General features: G+C 72.1%; 17 protein-coding genes. 13 read left to right on the top strand and 4 right to left on the bottom strand.

Annotated features, from left to right (window positions below; genetic code table 11):
• Positions 1–90 precede the first annotated feature (90 nt).
• The 5 genes from Sdia_RS07430 to Sdia_RS07450 all read left to right on the top strand — a co-directional run bounded on the left by Sdia_RS07430 (position 91) and on the right by Sdia_RS07450 (position 5,113).
• Positions 91–717, top strand: coding sequence for a TlpA family protein disulfide reductase (locus Sdia_RS07430; RefSeq protein ID WP_100452125.1), 627 nt, complete (start codon positions 91–93; stop codon positions 715–717).
• Positions 718–722: 5 nt separating this feature from the next.
• Positions 723–1,517: a cytochrome c biogenesis CcdA family protein gene (locus Sdia_RS07435; RefSeq protein WP_370464542.1), complete on the top strand. Its 795-nt coding sequence runs from the start codon at positions 723–725 to the stop codon at positions 1,515–1,517.
• A 95-nt stretch (positions 1,518–1,612) separates the two neighbouring features.
• Positions 1,613–3,400 carry a cytochrome c biogenesis protein ResB gene (gene resB, locus Sdia_RS07440; protein ID WP_229831082.1) on the top strand — a complete coding sequence of 596 codons (1,788 nt, stop codon included), beginning with the start codon at positions 1,613–1,615 and terminating at the stop codon, positions 3,398–3,400.
• Positions 3,397–4,479, top strand: a complete 1,083-nt coding sequence (gene ccsB / locus Sdia_RS07445) for a c-type cytochrome biogenesis protein CcsB (protein WP_189500172.1) — start codon at positions 3,397–3,399, stop codon at positions 4,477–4,479. The genes resB and ccsB overlap by 4 nt, the downstream gene beginning before the upstream one ends.
• A 115-nt stretch (positions 4,480–4,594) precedes the next feature.
• Positions 4,595–5,113, top strand: a complete 519-nt coding sequence (locus Sdia_RS07450; RefSeq protein WP_100452127.1) for an SRPBCC domain-containing protein — start codon at positions 4,595–4,597, stop codon at positions 5,111–5,113.
• A 46-nt stretch (positions 5,114–5,159) separates the two neighbouring features.
• Here the strand turns inward: Sdia_RS07450 and Sdia_RS07455 are convergent, their stop codons facing one another.
• On the bottom strand, positions 5,160–5,576 hold the full coding sequence (locus Sdia_RS07455) for a PLD nuclease N-terminal domain-containing protein (protein WP_100452128.1): 417 nt from the start codon (positions 5,574–5,576) through the stop codon (positions 5,160–5,162).
• An 86-nt stretch (positions 5,577–5,662) separates the two neighbouring features.
• Here Sdia_RS07455 and Sdia_RS07460 point away from each other — a divergent pair, with 86 nt between their 5' ends.
• Genes Sdia_RS07460 through Sdia_RS07470 form a run of 3 tightly spaced genes read left to right on the top strand, consistent with a single transcriptional unit; the run spans position 5,663 to position 8,769 of the window.
• Complete coding sequence (locus tag Sdia_RS07460) at positions 5,663–7,114, top strand: menaquinone biosynthesis decarboxylase (protein ID WP_100452129.1); 1,452 nt, start codon at positions 5,663–5,665, stop codon at positions 7,112–7,114.
• Positions 7,111–8,034, top strand: a complete 924-nt coding sequence (gene mqnP / locus Sdia_RS07465; protein ID WP_100452130.1) for a menaquinone biosynthesis prenyltransferase MqnP — start codon at positions 7,111–7,113, stop codon at positions 8,032–8,034. Before Sdia_RS07460 ends, mqnP begins: the two co-directional genes overlap by 4 nt.
• A gap of 57 nt (positions 8,035–8,091) precedes the next feature.
• Positions 8,092–8,769, top strand: coding sequence for a UbiX family flavin prenyltransferase (locus Sdia_RS07470; protein WP_189500171.1), 678 nt, complete (start codon positions 8,092–8,094; stop codon positions 8,767–8,769).
• Positions 8,770–8,918: 149 nt separating this feature from the next.
• Here Sdia_RS07470 and Sdia_RS07475 read toward each other — a convergent pair whose 3' ends face one another.
• Positions 8,919–9,056 carry a hypothetical protein gene (locus tag Sdia_RS07475; protein WP_003948798.1) on the bottom strand — a complete coding sequence of 46 codons (138 nt, stop codon included), beginning with the start codon at positions 9,054–9,056 and terminating at the stop codon, positions 8,919–8,921.
• A 169-nt stretch (positions 9,057–9,225) separates the two neighbouring features.
• Here Sdia_RS07475 and Sdia_RS07480 point away from each other — a divergent pair, with 169 nt between their 5' ends.
• From Sdia_RS07480 to Sdia_RS07500, 5 genes are all read left to right on the top strand, one after another.
• Complete coding sequence (locus tag Sdia_RS07480) at positions 9,226–9,681, top strand: Lrp/AsnC family transcriptional regulator (protein ID WP_100452132.1); 456 nt, start codon at positions 9,226–9,228, stop codon at positions 9,679–9,681.
• 110 nt (positions 9,682–9,791) lie between these two features.
• On the top strand, positions 9,792–10,955 hold the full coding sequence (gene mqnE, locus Sdia_RS07485; RefSeq protein ID WP_115068761.1) for an aminofutalosine synthase MqnE: 1,164 nt from the start codon (positions 9,792–9,794) through the stop codon (positions 10,953–10,955).
• A 91-nt stretch (positions 10,956–11,046) separates the two neighbouring features.
• The gene (locus Sdia_RS07490; protein ID WP_115068760.1) at positions 11,047–11,568 is read left to right on the top strand and encodes a GNAT family N-acetyltransferase; all 522 of its coding nucleotides are present in this window, start codon (positions 11,047–11,049) and stop codon (positions 11,566–11,568) included.
• A gap of 130 nt (positions 11,569–11,698) precedes the next feature.
• Positions 11,699–11,995 (top strand): DUF4229 domain-containing protein, encoded by a 297-nt coding sequence (locus Sdia_RS07495; RefSeq protein ID WP_100452135.1) that lies wholly within the window; start codon positions 11,699–11,701, stop codon positions 11,993–11,995.
• A gap of 503 nt (positions 11,996–12,498) precedes the next feature.
• Positions 12,499–13,848, top strand: a complete 1,350-nt coding sequence (locus Sdia_RS07500; RefSeq protein ID WP_115068759.1) for a dicarboxylate/amino acid:cation symporter — start codon at positions 12,499–12,501, stop codon at positions 13,846–13,848.
• A 61-nt stretch (positions 13,849–13,909) separates the two neighbouring features.
• Here Sdia_RS07500 and Sdia_RS07505 read toward each other — a convergent pair whose 3' ends face one another.
• Both Sdia_RS07505 and Sdia_RS07510 read right to left on the bottom strand, forming a co-directional pair.
• Positions 13,910–15,577 (bottom strand): glycosyltransferase family 39 protein, encoded by a 1,668-nt coding sequence (locus tag Sdia_RS07505; RefSeq protein ID WP_229831071.1) that lies wholly within the window; start codon positions 15,575–15,577, stop codon positions 13,910–13,912.
• A gap of 229 nt (positions 15,578–15,806) precedes the next feature.
• Positions 15,807–16,373, bottom strand: a complete 567-nt coding sequence (locus Sdia_RS07510; protein ID WP_164378111.1) for a GbsR/MarR family transcriptional regulator — start codon at positions 16,371–16,373, stop codon at positions 15,807–15,809.
• Positions 16,374–16,465: the final 92 nt, after the last annotated feature.

Consider the following 16,465-nt stretch of genomic DNA (forward strand, 5'->3'; position numbering starts at 1 on the left):
CGCACGTCCGGAAATCGCCCCTGACATGCGTTGATGCACCGTAGAGGGGGGTGCCCGAGATCGCGGGGGGCGACATGGGAAACTTTTCACATGAGTGCCGCCCGTCGCGCCCCCCGCTCTCGCCGTGTCCTCACCCGGCGCCTCTCGCTGACCGCCGGAGCCGCCGTCGGCGCCCTGCTGCTCACCGCCTGCGGTGAAGGGGACGGCGGCACCACCCAGAGTGGTTCCGGCGCCAACTTCGTCGCGGGCAAGGACGGCATCTCCAAGGTCGCCAAGGGCGAGCGCAAGGAGGCCCCGCGCCTCAAGGGCGAGACCCTCGACGGCGGCACCTTCGACCTCGCCGACCACCAGGGCAAGGTCGTCGTCGTCAACGTCTGGGGCTCCTGGTGCCCCCCCTGCCGCGCCGAGGCCTCCAACCTGGTCAAGGTCGCCGAGGACACCGCAGACCAGGGGGTCCAGTTCGTCGGCCTCAACACCCGCGACTTCAACAAGGGCCCGGCCATCGCCTTCGAGAAGGACTACGAGGTCGAGTACCCGAGCATCTACGACCCGCAGGGCAAGCAGATCCTGCGCTTCCCGCGCGGCAGCCTCTCGCCGCAGGCCATCCCCTCCACGGTCGTCATCGACCGGGACGGGAAGATCGCGGCCCGCACCCTCCAGGCGGTGAGCGAGAAGCAGCTGCGGTCGATGATCGACCCGGTCCTCGCGGAGAAGTGACCCCCGTGTCCGCCCTCGTGACCGCCTCGGCTCCCGAGGCCGCCGCTCTCCTCGCGGCCGTGCCGAACGAGACCGTGCAGAACGGCGCCCTGCTGCTGGCCCTGCCGATCGCGCTCCTCGCCGGCCTCGTCTCCTTCTTCTCGCCGTGCGTGCTGCCGCTCGTCCCCGGTTACCTCTCCTACGTCACCGGCGTCAGCGGCAGCGACCTCGGCGAGGCCCGCCGGGGCCGGATGGCGCTCGGTGCCTCCCTCTTCGTGCTCGGCTTCACCGCGGTCTTCGTCTCCGGCGGCGCCCTCTTCGGCGGCATCGGGATGACCCTCCAGGAGCACCGCGAGATCATCTCCCGGGTGCTGGGCGCCCTGACGATCCTGCTCGGCCTCTTCTTCATGGGCGGCATGTCCTGGCTCACCCGCCGGGAGTTCCGCTTCCACGCCAAGCCGGAACGGGGCCTGTGGGGCGCGCCGATGCTCGGCGTGCTCTTCGGCATCGGCTGGACGCCCTGCATGGGCCCGACCCTGGCCGCCGTCAACAACCTCGCCCTCTACGACGGCAGCGCCGGACGGGGCGCACTGCTGATGGTGGTCTACTGCCTGGGGCTGGGCGCCCCCTTCATACTGGCCGCGGTGGCGTTCCGGAAGGCGCTCGGCGCCTTCGGCTGGATCAAGCGGCACTACGCCTGGGTGATGCGGATCGGCGGCCTCATGCTGATCGCCACCGGCCTGCTCCTGGTCACCGGCGCCTGGGACCACCTGGTCCAGCAGATGCAGGTGTGGACCGGCGGCTTCGAGGTGGGGATCTGACCGTGTCCCGCCACCCCGCCGCCGACGGCCGAGCAACCCGGCCGCCCGTACCCGACCGAGCCGAAGACCCCGAAGAGAAGCGCGAAGGCACCCTGGTGACGAACAGCCCCGATCCGGCGCAGGCGGACACCGCCCCCGCGGACGACCGTGAGCTGAGCGAGGCAGGCTCCCAGCTCTCCACCACCCCCCTGGACGCGCCGGAGGAGGGCCAGTCCGTCCCGGGCTCCTTCGGCGGTGTCCGCAAGCCGGGGCCGGGCGGCGCGCTCGCCTGGACCTGGCGGGAGTGCGCGGGCTGGGCCCGCTGGTTCTGGCGGCAGCTCACCTCGATGCGGGTCGCGCTGATCCTGCTCTTCCTGCTCTCCTTCGGCGCGATCCCCGGCTCGCTCATCCCGCAGACCGGCATCGACGAACTGAAGGTCGAGGAGTTCCGCGAGGCGCACGAGACGCTGTCGCCGGTCTACGACAAGCTCGGCCTCTTCAACGTCTACAGCTCGGTGTGGTTCTCCGCGATCTACATCCTGCTCTTCGTCTCCCTCATCGGCTGCATCGTCCCGCGCACCTGGCAGTTCGTCGGCCAGCTCCGCGGCCGCCCGCCGCGCGCCCCGCGCCGCCTGGACCGGCTCCCGGCCTACGCGACCTGGCGTACCGAGGCCGGCCCCGACGAGGTGCGCGAGGTGGCGCTCGGGCTGCTCAGGAAGCGCCGCTTCCGGGTGGACCGCTCGGGCGACGCGGTCAGCGCCGAGAAGGGCTTCCTGCGGGAGGCGGGGAACCTGGTCTTCCACGTCGCGCTCATCGTCATCCTGGTGGCCTTCGGCGTCGGGCAGCTCTACAAGTACGAGGGCGGCAAGCTCATCGTGCAGGGCGACGGTTTCTCCAACACGCTGACGCAGTTCGACGACTTCAAGCCCGGCAGCCTCTTCGACACCGAGGACCTGCCGCCGTTCAGCTTCACGCTGGACAAGTTCAGCGGCACCTACGAGGAGACCGGGCCGCAGCGCGGCACCCCGCGCACCTTCGAGGCGGACGTCACGTACACCGAGTCGCCGGACGCCGAGCCGAGGAAGCGGACCATCGAGGTGAACCGGCCGCTGGAGGTCGACGGCTCCAAGGTCTACCTGATCAGCCACGGCTACGCCCCGGTCGTCACCGTCCGCGACGGGCGCGGCGAGGTCGCCTACAAGGGCCCCGTCCCGCTGCTGCCGATCGACGCCAACTTCACCTCCACCGGCGCCATCAAGGTGCTCGACGGCTACCGCGACAAGGACGGGAAGAAGACCCAGCTCGGCTTCAACGCGTTCTTCGTGCCGACCTTCGCCGGTGAGGGCAAGGGCGAGATGTTCTCGCAGTTCCCCGCGCTGAACTTCCCCGTGCTCGCGCTCTCCGCGTACCACGGCAGCCTCGGCGTCGACTCCGGGCTGCCGCAGAACGTCTACCAGCTCGACACCAGCAAGATGACCGAGTTCGAGGACGAGAACGGGGAGCTGCTCAAGCAGCGCATGCTGCCCGGCGAGACCATGGAACTGCCCGACGGGATGGGCTCGATCACCTTCGAGAAGGAGATCGAGGAGTGGGCCAGCTTCCAGGTGTCGCGTCAGCCCGGCAGCGGCCTGGCGCTCACCGGGGCCGTCGCCGCCATCGCGGGCCTGGCAGGCTCCCTGTTCATCCAGCGGCGCCGGGTGTGGGTCCGGGCCGTGCGGGGCGACGACGGGGTGACCGTCGTCGAGATGGCCGGACTCGGCCGCAGTGAATCCGCGAAGCTTCCCGAGGAACTGGCCGAGCTGGCCGGAGACCTCCACGACCGGGCACCCACCGCGGCCCGGCCCGCCGCATCCGCCGCCGACCCCGAACCCGAGGCCGTTCCTTCCGAAGGGGCAGAGAAGTGAATCTCGCCGTCGCCGCCAACGAGAGCCTGGCCCAGTACAGCAACTGGCTGGTCTACTCCTCGATGGCCGTCTACACCCTGGCCTTCTTCGGCCACATCGCCGAGTGGGTGCTCGGCGGGCGGAGCAAGGTCGGCCGTACCGCCGCCGCGCTCGGCGGTGAGCAGGGCGAGAAGGCCGCCGCGCCGGGCGTGACCGTCCGCCAGAACGGCTCGACCGCCGTCCTGGACCGGCCGAAGGTCGTCACCCGCTCGGCCGCCGGCGCCCGGGACGTGCCCGACGGCCCCGGCGCCGCCGGGCACGACGCGCAGGGCGACGTCTACGGCCGTATCGCGATCTCGCTCACGGTCCTCGCCTTCGTCCTGGAGGCGGCGGGCGTCGTCGCCCGCGCCCTGTCGGTGCAGCGCGCGCCCTGGGGCAACATGTACGAGTTCTCCATCACCTTCACCACGGTGGCGGTCGGCACGTACCTCGGCTTCCTCTTCGCGGGCAAGAAGATCCGCTGGGTCGGCCTGCCCCTGGTCACCACGGTCCTGCTCGACCTGGGCCTGGCCACCACCGTCCTCTACACCGACAGCGACCAGCTCGCCCCCGCCCTCGACTCGTACTGGCTGTGGATCCACGTCTCCACCGCCATCTTCTGCGGTGCCGTCTTCTACCTCGGCGCCGTCGGCACCCTCGGCTACCTGCTGAAGGACTTCTACGAGGCGAAGGTCGCCCGGGGCGAGCGGACCAGCTCGCTGCGCTCCTCGATCATGGAGCGGCTGCCCGCCGCCTCGACCCTCGACAAGTTCGCCTACCGGGTCAACGCCGCGGTCTTCCCGCTGTGGACCTTCACGATCATCGCGGGCGCCATCTGGGCGGGCGACGCCTGGGGCCGGTACTGGGGCTGGGACCCCAAGGAGGTCTGGTCCTTCATCACCTGGGTGGCCTACGCCTGCTACCTGCACGCCCGCGCCACCGCCGGCTGGAAGGGCCGCAAGGCCGCCGCCCTGGCGCTGGTCGCCTTCGGCTGCTGGCTCTTCAACTACTACGGCGTCAACATCTTCGTCACCGGCAAGCACTCCTACGCCGGGGTCTGACCGGCCGCGCCGCACCCGCCAGGAGGGACCGGCCCGACGCGGGCCGGTCCCTCCTGCGTGTGGCGGCCGCGTGTCACAGGGAGCCGCCCGGCGCGTCGCGGCCGATCCTTGAGCCATGACCGACAGCACCGTCCGCCCCGGCGCGGGCCACGCCTGGGGGCACTACCAGACGCTCCGCTTCCTGCTGACCCTCCCGCACCCCGTGGACCACGTCTGGCAGGCGGTCGCCACGCCGGAGGGGCTGCCGGGATGGCTGGCCGCCGCCGAGGTGCTGGAGCCGCGTCTCGGCGGTGCGGTCACCCTGCGCTGCCTGACGGGGTGCGGCCCGGAGCAGGACGCCGCCGTGGTCACCGGACACATCACCGCCTGGGACGTGTGGCGGGTCGCCGAGTACACCGTCGCCCCGTACCACGGCCGGGTCCGCTTCCACCTCGAACCGGCGGGCCCCGAGAGCACCACCCTGCGCTTCACCAACGAGTTCAAGGGCGGCGCCGCCATGCGGCTGGACGCCCTGGCCGGGTGGCACCAGCACTTCGAGTACCTCCTGGAGGCCCTCGACGGCCGCGCCCCCGACCGGTCCACCTGGACCCTGGACCGCTGGCGGCACCTGCGCGACGCCTACGCGGCCGGCTGAACCGCCCGGCGTCCGGGGGCCGCCGTACGCCTGCCGCGGACGGTGCCTACTTCTCCTCGTCCGGGTCCTTCGGCTGCTGCTCGCCCTTGCCCTCGCGGCGCTTCAGCTCCTCCTCGCGGCGGCGCAGGTCGGCCTCCCAGCCCTCACGGAAGGCGGCGTCGTCCGGGGCCGCGCCGGAGTCCTTCGTGTCGTCGTTCAGCGACTTGAGGAAGTCCGGGTTGTCGTCCGGGGCGACCCAGCCGCCGCCCGAGCGGCGCCCGGCCAGCGGCCCGGGGCCCGCCGCGGCGCGGTCCTTGCCGACGATCAGCCAGGAGACGGAGCCCACCAGGGGGAAGAGCAGCACGAGGATGGCCCACAGGGGCTTCGGGATGTGCCGGATGTCCTTCTCGTCGGTGGTGATGCAGTCGATGAACGCGTAGATGCTCAGTGCCAGAGGCACAAGGATCATCAGCACCCGGAGCATGAGGCGTCCCCCTGTGTGTGGCGGTAGGAGACCCGATCAGGGCCCCGTTACCGGCCAAGGTTAGCCGGTGCCGGATACTGGACGGCATGGCTTACGACGATCTTCGCTCGCTGCTCCGCGCGCTGGAGCGCGATGGCGACCTCAAGCGCATCAAGGCCGAAGTCGATCCGCACCTGGAGATCGGGGAGATCGTCGACCGCGTCAACAAGGCCGGCGGACCGGCGCTGCTCTTCGAGAACGTCAAGGGCTCCGACATGCCGCTGGCGATGAACGTCTTCGGCACCGACCGGCGGCTGCTGAAGTCGCTCGGGCTCACCTCGTACGACCAGATCACCGAGAAGATCGGCTCGCTGCTCAAGCCGGAGCTGCCGCAGGGCTTCATGGGGATGCGCGACGCCCTCGGCAAGCTCGGGTCGGTGGCGCACATCCCGCCGAAGAAGGTCAAGGACGCGCCCGTCCAGGAGGTGGTGCTCCAGGGCGACCAGGTCGACCTGGAGCGGCTGCCGGCCCTGTTCACCTGGCCGGAGGACGGCGGCTCCTTCTTCAACCTGGGCCTGACCCACACCAAGAGCCCCGAGAACGGCATGCGCAACCTCGGGCTCTACCGCCTCCAGCGCCACGACAAGCGCACCATCGGCATGCACTGGCAGATCCACAAGAACAGCCACAACCACTACCAGCTCGCCGCCAAGCGCGGGGAGCGGCTGCCGGTCGCCATCGCCTTCGGCTGCCCGCCCGCCGTCACCTACGCCTCCACCGCGCCGCTCCCCGGCGACATGGACGAGTACCTGTTCGCCGGGTTCCTCCAGGGCAAGCGGGTCGAGATGGTCGACTGCAAGACGGTGCCGCTCCAGGTCCCGGCCCAGGCCGAGGTGGTCCTGGAGGGCTGGCTGGAGCCGGGCGAGATGCTGCCGGAGGGGCCGTTCGGCGACCACACCGGCTTCTACACGCCGCAGGAGCCGTTCCCCGCGCTGACCATCGACTGCGTGACGATGCGCCGCCGTCCGCTGCTCCAGTCGATCGTGGTGGGCCGGCCGCCGACCGAGGACGGGCCGCTGGGCCGCGCCACCGAGCGGTTCTTCCTGCCGCTGCTGAAGATCATCATCCCGGACATCGTGGACTACCACCTGCCCGAGGCGGGCGGCTTCCACAACTGCGCGATCGTCTCGATCGACAAGAAGTACCCGAAGCACGCGCAGAAGGTCATGCACGCCATCTGGGGCGCGCACATGATGTCGCTGACCAAGCTGATCATCGTGGTCGACGCCGACTGCGACGTGCACGACCTGCACGAGGTCGCCTGGCGGGCGCTGGGCAACACCGACTACGCCCGCGACCTGACCGTCGTGGAGGGCCCCGTCGACCACCTCGACCACTCCTCCTACCAGCAGTTCTGGGGCGGCAAGGCCGGGATCGACGCGACGCGGAAGCTCCCCGAGGAGGGGTACACCCGTGACGGCGGCTGGCCGGAGATGGTCGTCTCCGACCCCGGCACCGCCGCGCTCGTGGACAAGCGGTGGAAGGAGTACGGGCTGTGAGCGCCTCCGCCGCGTCCGAGGCGGTCGGCCCCGAGCCCGTGCCGTCGGGGAAGGTCAGGAGCTTCCTGAGGCTGGTGATGATCGAGCACTCGGTCTTCGCGCTGCCCTTCGCCTACATCGCCGCCTTCACCGCCGGCTTCCTGCTGGACGGCCGGGTCCACTGGCTCGACCTGCTGCTCGTCACGATCGCCATGGTGGGCCTGCGCACCTTCGCGATGGCCGCCAACCGGATCATCGACCGCGAGATCGACGCCCGGAACCCGCGCACCGCCACCCGCGAACTGGTCACCGGCGCCGTCTCGGTCCGCTCCGCCTGGACCGGCGCCCTGGTCGCCCTCGCCGTCTTCCTGGCGGCGGCCGCCGCGCTCAACCCGCTCTGCCTGGCGCTGGCCCCGGTCGCCGTCGTGCCGATGGTGGTCTACCCGTACGGCAAGCGGTTCACCGACTACCCGCACGCCATCCTCGGGCTCGCGCAGGCGATGGGCCCGGTGGGGGCCTGGCTCGCCGTCACCGGCGCCTGGTCCTGGGAGGCGGTGGTGCTGGGGCTGGCGGTCGGCGTCTGGATCGGCGGCTTCGACCTGATCTTCGCCTGTCAGGACGTGGCGGCCGACCGCGCCCACGGCGTCAAGTCGGTCCCGGCCCGCTTCGGCATCCCCGCCGCCCTGTGGGGCGCCCGCGTCAGCCACGCCGTGGTGACCGGCCTCTTCGTCTGGTACGGGCTGCTCACCGACGCGGGCGTGCTGTTCTGGACGGGGCTCGCGGTGGTCGCCGCCGCCTTCGTCTACGAGCACGCGATCGTGCGGCCGCACGACCTGTCCCGCCTCAACCGGGCCTTCTTCACCACCAACGGCTTCATCGGCATCAGCCTCTTCGTCTTCGCCTTCGCCGACCTGCTGGTCCGCGGGCTGAGCCTCGGCTGAGCCCACGCCGCCACCCGTACACGAGAGCCACCCGCACCCGAGAGGAAGGGCGTCCCCATGACCGCCGACCGGCGCCGCCCCTGGATCGTCGGCGTCTCGGGTGCTTCGGGCACCCCGTTCGCCGCGGCCGTGCTGCGCGGCCTGCTGGCGGCGGGCGAGGACGTCGACCTGATCGTCAGCCGGGCCGCGCGGCTGACCCTGCTGGACGAGACGGGCGCCTCCTTCCGCGATGCCCACTGGCGCGAGGACCTCGCGGCCTGGCTCGCCCGGGGTGCCGACGGCAAGCCGCACACCTTCGCGGTGGCCGAGGCGGTGGCGGGGGAGCGGGTGCGGTACTGGCCGGCCGGGGACCTCGCGGCCGGGCCGTCCTCGGGGTCGTACCCGGCGCGCGGGATGCTGGTGGTGCCGGCCTCCACCGCGAGCGTGGCGGGGATCGCGCTGGGGCTCTCCAAGGACCTGCTCCAGCGGACGGCGAGCGTCACGCTCAAGGAGCGCAGGCCGCTGGTGGTGACGGTGCGGGAGACCCCGCTCAGCCGCGCCACCCTCCAGCAGATGGTGGCGCTCGACGAGGCCGGCGCGGTCGTGCTGCCCGCCTCCCCGGCCTTCTACGCGGGCGCCACCCGCATCCAGGACCTGGTCGACTTCGTCGCCGGGCGGGTGCTGGACGCGGCCGGGGTCGAGCACGGGCTGTACCGCCCCTGGCGGGGGGAGCTGGGCGGGGGGCGCGCGGAGTGAGAGGCCCCCGGCGGCCGGGGGCCTCGGCCCGGCGGGCGTACGACAACCGGCGCGGACCCTGTCGGGTGCCGCGCCGGGACGGTGCGTGGACGCGCGGGGGCGCCCTGGTCAGCGCTGCTCTTCGGCGTCAGCGCTTGGGGTGCGCTCGGTCAGCGCTTCTTCGTGGTGCGCCGCGGGCCCCTGGTCCGGTCGACCTTGTGGGCGGCTGCGGGCTGGTCGGAACGCGAACGGTTGGCCAGCTCCTGGAGCGAGCGCATGTGCGCGTAGGCCATCTCGATCGTGTACACGGTGTGGTCACTCCTGTTGATCGTCTCTGATCGTTCCCCTGATCGAGCGGTCGGTGGAGGTCCATGGTGAATCCCTCTGACGAAGAAAGATTCTCAGGACCTTGACCTCGCTCGCCTTAGATTCTATACATAGTTTCGCGATATGGCTAAACAATGGAAGGCTTCAGGTATGGATGCGGTGGACAGGCAGCTCATTCAGGCGCTCCGGGAGAACGGCCGGGCCTCCTACGCCGAGCTGGGCCGGCTCGTCGGGCTCTCCGGGCCGAGCGTCACGGACCGCATCAACCGGCTGGAGGCGGCCGGGGTCATCACCGGCTACCGAGCCACCGTCGCCGCGGAGGCCCTGGGCCTCGGAGTCACCGCGCTGATCGGCATCTCGCTCTCCGACGCCGCCGACCACGAGGACGTCGCCCAGCGGCTGCGTGACCTGCACGAGATCGAGGACTGCTGGTTCATCGCGGGCGACGACTCGTACATGCTCAAGGTCCGGGTCGGCAACGTCGACGGGCTGGAGCGCACCATCCGCCGCCTGTCGGGCACCCGGGGCGTCTCGCGGACCCGCACCACCGTGGTCCTCTCCACCAAGTGGGAGAACCGCGTCGGGGAACTGCCCGAGGAGGAGTGAGCCCGGCCCCGCCGGGCGGCTTCGGCCCGGCGGGACCCAGGGCGTAGGCTCGGTCCGGCCCTTCCGCCGACGGGGAGGGGCCGGGACGCAGGCGAGAGGAAGGCAGCCGGATGGACGCGGGGCTCAAGCGTGAGCTGGAGGAGAAGGTCCGGGCCGGCGAGCGGCTGACCCGCGAGGACGGCATCGCCCTCTACGACTGCGACGACCTGGCGTGGCTCGGCGGCCTCGCCCACGAGGTGCGGACGCGCAAGAACGGCGACGTCGTCCACTTCAACGTCAACCGCCACCTCAACATGACCAACGTGTGCACCGCCTCGTGCGCCTACTGCTCCTTCCAGCGCAAGCCGGGTGAGAAGGACGCGTACACGATGCGGATCGAGGAGGCGGTGAAGCTCGCCAAGGCGATGGAGGGGGAGAACCTCACCGAGCTGCACATCGTCAACGGCCTGCACCCCTCGCTGCCGTGGCGCTACTACCCGCGCTCGCTCTCCGCCCTCAAGGAGGCGCTGCCGCAGGTCTCCCTGAAGGCCTTCACCGCCACCGAGATCCACCACTTCGAGACCATCTCGGGGATGCCCGCCTCCGAGATCCTCGACGAGCTGATCGAGGCCGGCCTGGAGTCGCTGACCGGCGGCGGCGCGGAGATCTTCGACTGGGAGGTCCGCCGGCACATCGTCGACCACGCCACCCACTGGGAGGACTGGTCGCGCATCCACCGCCTCGCCCACGAGAAGGGGCTGAAGACCCCGGCGACGATGCTCTACGGCCACATCGAGGAGCCCCGCCACCGCGTGGACCACGTGCTGCGGCTGCGCGAGCTCCAGGACGAGACCGGCGGGTTCCAGGTCTTCATCCCGCTGCGCTACCAGCACGACTTCGTGGACATGCGGGACGGGAAGGTCCGGAACAAGCTCCAGGCCCGCACCACCATGGCCACCGGCGCCGAGGCGCTGAAGACCTTCGCCGTCTCCCGGCTGCTGTTCGACAACGTCCCGCACGTCAAGGTGTTCTGGGTGATGCACGGCGTGCAGACCGCCCAGCTCGCCCTCCAGCACGGTGCCGACGACATGGACGGCTCGGTGGTCGAGTACAAGATCACCCACGACGCGGACAACTACGGCACGCCGAACAAGCTGACCCGCGACGACCTCCTCGACCTGATCCGCGACGCCGGCTTCCGGCCCGTCGAGCGCAACACCCGGTACGAGATCCTCCGCGAGTACGACGGACCGGACGCGGCGCGCCGCGACGAGCCGCAGCCGATGCGGGTCTGAGCCTCAGGCGGCCCGGCCGACCCGGAGCCGGCCCCGTCCGCACTGCGGACGGGGCCGGCTCCGTTCCGGGGGTAATGGCTAGCATCCGCCTATGACCCTTACGTTCACGGTGGACCCGCCGCAGACCCCTCGCCTGCGCGACGAGATCATCGACCTGTGGACCGACGTCTCCAACGCCGGTGGCGCCGTCGGCTTCGTCCCGCCCGTCACCGCCGAGGACGTCCGGCCCGACTACCTCAAGCACCTGGTCGCCCTGGAGTCCCGCCGGATGCACCTGGTCGTCGGCCGCGACGAAGGCGGCCAGGTCGCCGCCACCGCCTTCCTCGGCCGCAACACCCACCGGCTCCAGCGCCACTGGATCTGGGCGTACACGGTCATGGTCCGCCCCGGCCTCCAGGGGCAGGGGTGCGGCCGGGAGCTGATGGCCGCCGTCGAGCGGGCCGGGCGCTCCTTCGACGGCATCGAGGCGATCCGGCTGACCTGCCGCGGCGGCACCGGCGTCGACCGCTTCTACGCCTCCTGCGGCTACAAGGAGGTCGGCCGGGTCCCCGGCATGATCAGGGTGGCGCCCGGTGACGACCGCGACGACATCACCATGCTGCTGCCGCTCTGAGGCGGCGCCGGGCGGGGGATGCCAGGAATGCCGGACACCGGCCCCCTGGGGGCGGCCCCTGAGGAGCCCCGTGTTTCACTGGATGCGCCCGCCCCTGTGGGGCCCTGTTGACCGGAAGAGTGGATTCCTCATGCTCCGCTACACCCTGAAGCGCTTCGGGATCTTCGCCGCCTGCTTCGTGGTCGTCGGACTGCTGGTCCAGTTCGGGATCGTGCCCAAGGGCGTGGGCGGCTCCAACGTCCTGTGGCTGCTCCTGCTGGCCATGGTGGTCTCGGCGCCCATCAGCTTCGTCGTCCTCCGCAAGGAGCGGGACCGCGCCTCGGCGACCGTGGTGGCCAAGGTCGACCGCACCAAGGCCAAGCTGGAGGCCAACCGCAGCCAGGAGGACGCCGCCGTCGACGCGGCCGCCGCGGCCAAGTCCGGCTGACCCCTCCGTCTCCGGAGGCGCGGCGCGGCCGCGCCCGGCCCCGGCAGGCCGGCCCTCTCGGGCCGCCGCCGGGGCTTTCGCGTGCCCGGGGTGGGTGAGGCGTTCCCCACTGACCAAAGAAGTCCTTTGATGTTCTCAAAGTACCGGTGTTAACGTGTCCGTCATGATGACCGCAGCCGCGCACCGCCAGGCCAGGAGCACTCCGCTCGTGGCGCGTCTGCACGTCGACCTCTGCCGCCGCGTCTCGGCGGCGTGTCGTCGTCCGGCGGCCTGTCGCACCACCTGAGTCCCCCGGCGGGGGCCGACGCACGACCGCGTCACGCCGCTCAGCCCCGCCGCCCGGTCAGGCCCCCACGGGCCCTCAGGTGGCCGCCGCCGCACGACGCCCGGCCGCACGGTCATCCCGTACGTCCGCTCCCACGCGCTTCACGCCGCGTGGGAGCGCGTGCCCCGGGCACAGCCCTTCCGCCCCCACCCCCACCGCATCCCACCGGAGTGTGTCCGTGTCCGCGCAGAACCCCGCCTCCGAGTCCAGCCCCGAGGACGCCCGGGCCAGAGGGGCCGAGCAGCCCCGGTCCGGCTTCCGCATACCGAAGATCCCGTTCTGGGCGCAGATCCTGGGCGGCCTCGTCCTCGGTGTGCTCCTCGGCTGGCTCGCCCGCAGCCAGCAGATCGACTGGCTGGTCACCACGCTGGAGCAGGTCGGCGGCGTCTTCATCGGCCTGCTGAAGCTGGCCGTGGCCCCGCTGGTCTTCTTCGCGATCCTGGTCTCCATCACCAACCTGCGGAAGGTGAACAACGCCGCCCGGCTCGCCTCCCGCACGCTGCTCTGGTTCATGATCACCTCGCTGATCGCGGTCGCCATCGGCCTCGTCATCGGCCTGGTCACCAACCCGGGCGCGGGCACCGGCCTGACGCCGAAGGACGGGGCGAAGCCGGAGAACACCGGCTCCTGGATCGACTTCCTCACCGGGATCATCCCCACCGACGTCATCACGCCGTTCACCGAACTGAACGTGCTCCAGATCGTCTTCATGGCCGCCGTCGCCGGTATCGCCGCGCTCAAGCTCGGTGAGAAGGCGCAGCCGATCCTCGCCCTCAGCGAGTCGGTGCTGAGCCTGCTCCAGAAGGCCCTGTGGTGGGTCATCCGCCTCGCCCCGATCGGCACGGTCGGCCTCATCGGCAGCGCCATCGCCACCTACGGCTGGGACCTGATCGGCAAGTACGCGACGTTCACCGCCGACATCTACATCGGCTGCGCCATCGTCCTGTTCGGCGTCTACCCGCTGCTGCTGTCGAGCGTCGCCAAGCTGAACCCGGTCCAGTTCTTCAAGGGCGCCTGGCCCGCGATCCAGCTGGCCTTCGTCTCCCGGTCCTCGGTCGGCACCATGCCGGTCACCCAGAAGGTCACCGAGCGGCTCGGCGTGCCGAAGGAGTACACCTCCTTCGCGGTGCCCTTCGGCGCCACCACCAAGATGGACGGCTGCGCCGCGATCTACCCGGCCATCGCCGCGATCTTCGTCGCCCAGATCTTCGACATCCAGCTCGGCATCACCGACTACCTGCTGATCGCCTTCGTCTCGGTCGTCGGCTCGGCCGCCACCGCCGGCCTCACCGGCGCCACCGTCATGCTGACCCTGACCCTCTCCACCCTGGGCCTGCCCATGGAGGGCGTCGGACTGCTGCTCGCCATCGACCCGATCCTGGACATGATCCGCACCGCCACCAACGTGGCCGGCCAGGCGCTCGTCCCGGTCCTCGTCTCGGCCCGCGAGAACATCCTCGACCGCACGGCGTACGACAACGCGACCAGCTTCGAACTGGACGCCAAGGAAGCGCCCGCGACCGCCTGACCCGCGCGCCGTACGCCCCGCCTTCCCCCGGGAGGGCGGGGCGCCGCGCGTTCCGGGGGGCTCAGCCGCGCGCCCGGACCGTCACCACCGTGGCCGCGCCCAGCACCCCGGTCGCCGGGAAGCGCCGCACCGTCGGCTCCAGGCCGCGGGTCAGCTCCGCCAGCGCCCGGTCGCCGGGCTGGTGGCGCCCGTGCGCGTACCGGATGAACGCCACCCGGGTGCCAGCGGCCGGAGGCGGGGCGGCCCGGTACTGGCGGTACGTCACGGCGTCGCAGCCGGAGTACCAGCCGGTCTCGGGTTCGTAGCCGGTGACCAGCAGGCAGGGATCGCCGTCGTGGGCGAGGGCACGGGCGACCGGGACGGTGGAGCGGGCCTGGCCGGTCGGTCCGGGCATCGCCCCGTGTGCCACCACCCTCGCCGTGCCCGCCGCGGTCAGCAGCGCGAGCACGCCGACGGCCGCGAGCAGCCGCCGCCGCTGCTCCCCGGCCGCCTCGGCCAGCGCCTGCACACCGAGGACGGTCAGCAGGACGACCGGCAGGTAGACGAAGCGGGGCTCGCCGTCGGTGGCCACCCCGAGCAGGACGAAGATCAGTACCGAGGTGAGCCCGAGGAAGGCCCGGCGCCGCGCCCCCGGCACCGGCTCGCCTCCCGCGCCCTTCCTCCGCAGCCGCCGTACCGCCGGGTACGCGGCCACGAGTCCGGCCGCCATCAGCACGCCGCCGAGGTCCCCGGCGAGCCGGTACGGGAAGATCGCCAGGTAGTACAGGAGCCCGTCCCCGACGAACTGCCGCTCCGCCTGCGAGGTGGCCCAGAACACCAGGCCCAGCGGCGACCCGGTGACCTGCGTCGCGTGCACGAAGTGCGGCACGAGGCCGGCGAGGACCACGCCCCCGGCCACCGCCAGCCGCCGCCCCTGGGCCAGCCAGGCGCGTGGCCCGTACGCCAGCAGTGCCGCCAGCAGGATGGCGGCGAGGTTCCCGGCGACCCCGTACCGCAGGTAGAAGGCGGCCAGGACGAACGGCGGGAGGGCGAGCAGGGCGCGGGAGCCAGGGCGTTCCTGAGCGCGGGTCAGCAGGAAGACCACGACCAGGAGCAGGCCGGTGCTGCCGATGTCGTTGAGGAACTCCGGCAGGCGGCGCAGGAAGCCGAGGCCGCACAGGACGAGCAGCACGGTCAGCACGGCCCGGTGCGGCGTCGTCCACCGGGCCGCCACCAGGTAGGTCGTGGCCAGCATGGCGAGGGCGAGCAGCAGGGTCACCGCGCGCAGGGCGCCCACGTCGTCGTGGAGCCGCAGGGCGAGGGTGCCGAGCAGCGGCAGGCCGGGGGGACGGTACTCGCCCCAGCCCGCGGCGGGCGGTCCGCCCTCGGCCCAGGAGCGGGCCTTGTTGGCGTAGACCGACTCCTCGTGGCCGATCCACGGCTCGTGGTCCTGGAGCGCGGCCCACAGCAGTGCCGCCAGGCCGAGGACGGCGGCGACGAGGGCGCCGGGCGGGACGGCGGCCAGGCGGGCGCGGAGCGCCGGGGGCGGCCCCGGGAGGGCGGCGAGGCCGGACAGGAGTCCGGCGCGGCCCCACCAGAGCAGGGGCGCGGCCGCCAGGAGCAGGGGCCAGGGCTGCCAGCCGGGGAGCGGGAGGCCGCAGGCGAGGGCGAGTTGCTGGAGGGCGGCGAGGGCGGTGAGGGCGGCGCCGGTGCGCCAGGCCCAAGGGGGTGCCGGGCGTTTCCCCGGCACGGGTATCGGGCCCGCGGGTTCCTCGGCCGTACTCTCCGTCGTCTGTCGCGCTGTCAGGACGCACCTCGCGGGTCGGGCCGCCTCGCGGGTGGGGGGCGCGCGGGCGCGGGGGCTCCGGGCACTCCGGAGGAGGGCCGGGCGGCCCACGGCGGCGAGTATGCCTGCTGGTAGGGGACGCGCGGACGGCTTTGCGTAAGGGTTTGGCCACAGCTGCCGGGGTGAGGGGCGGTCAGGCGCTGTCGGTCGGGCGGGGGCCCGCCGGGCCGAAGACCTCCTCGCGGTGTGCGCGCCACCGGCTCAGCAGGCTCTCCATCTCGCGCCGCATGAAGTCGAAGAACTCCAGGGTCTCGGCCATCCGGCGGGCCGGCGGGGTGCCGGGGCCGAGCATCGCGATCCCGTCCCGCAGCGTGTCCGACCAGCGGACCAGCCGGGCGTCGCGGCTGGTCAGCGCCTCGTACCACTGGTCGGGGTGGAGGCGGTAGCGGTCGCGGCGGGAGCCGGGCTCGCGTTCGCGGCGGACCAGGGTGATGCCGACGAGGTAGCCGATGGCGCCGGAGACGGCGGCCGGGCTGATCCGGAGCTGCTCGGAGAGCTGAGCGGAGGTCAGGACGCCCTCAGGCGAGGAGAGCAGCGCGCCGAAGACCCGGGCGGCCATCCGGGGCATGCCCGCCTCCACCATGTCGGCCGCGAACCGCTCGACGAAGAGCGAGAGCCGCTCCTCGTCCGGCGCCGCGGCCGGACCACCGTCCCGCGTCGCCTCGTTCGGGTCTCCGGTCGCCCGGTCCGCCTGGGGCACGGATGCCTCCCTCTCTGGTTCGCCGCTCCGCCCGCCCCCGACCGACGGCTCCTCGGCACGGCCGACTTTATCCGCTTCCCGCTCTTCACAAG

It is taken from the genome of Streptomyces diastaticus subsp. diastaticus (genome assembly GCF_011170125.1).
Taxonomy (GTDB): domain Bacteria; phylum Actinomycetota; class Actinomycetes; order Streptomycetales; family Streptomycetaceae; genus Streptomyces; species Streptomyces diastaticus.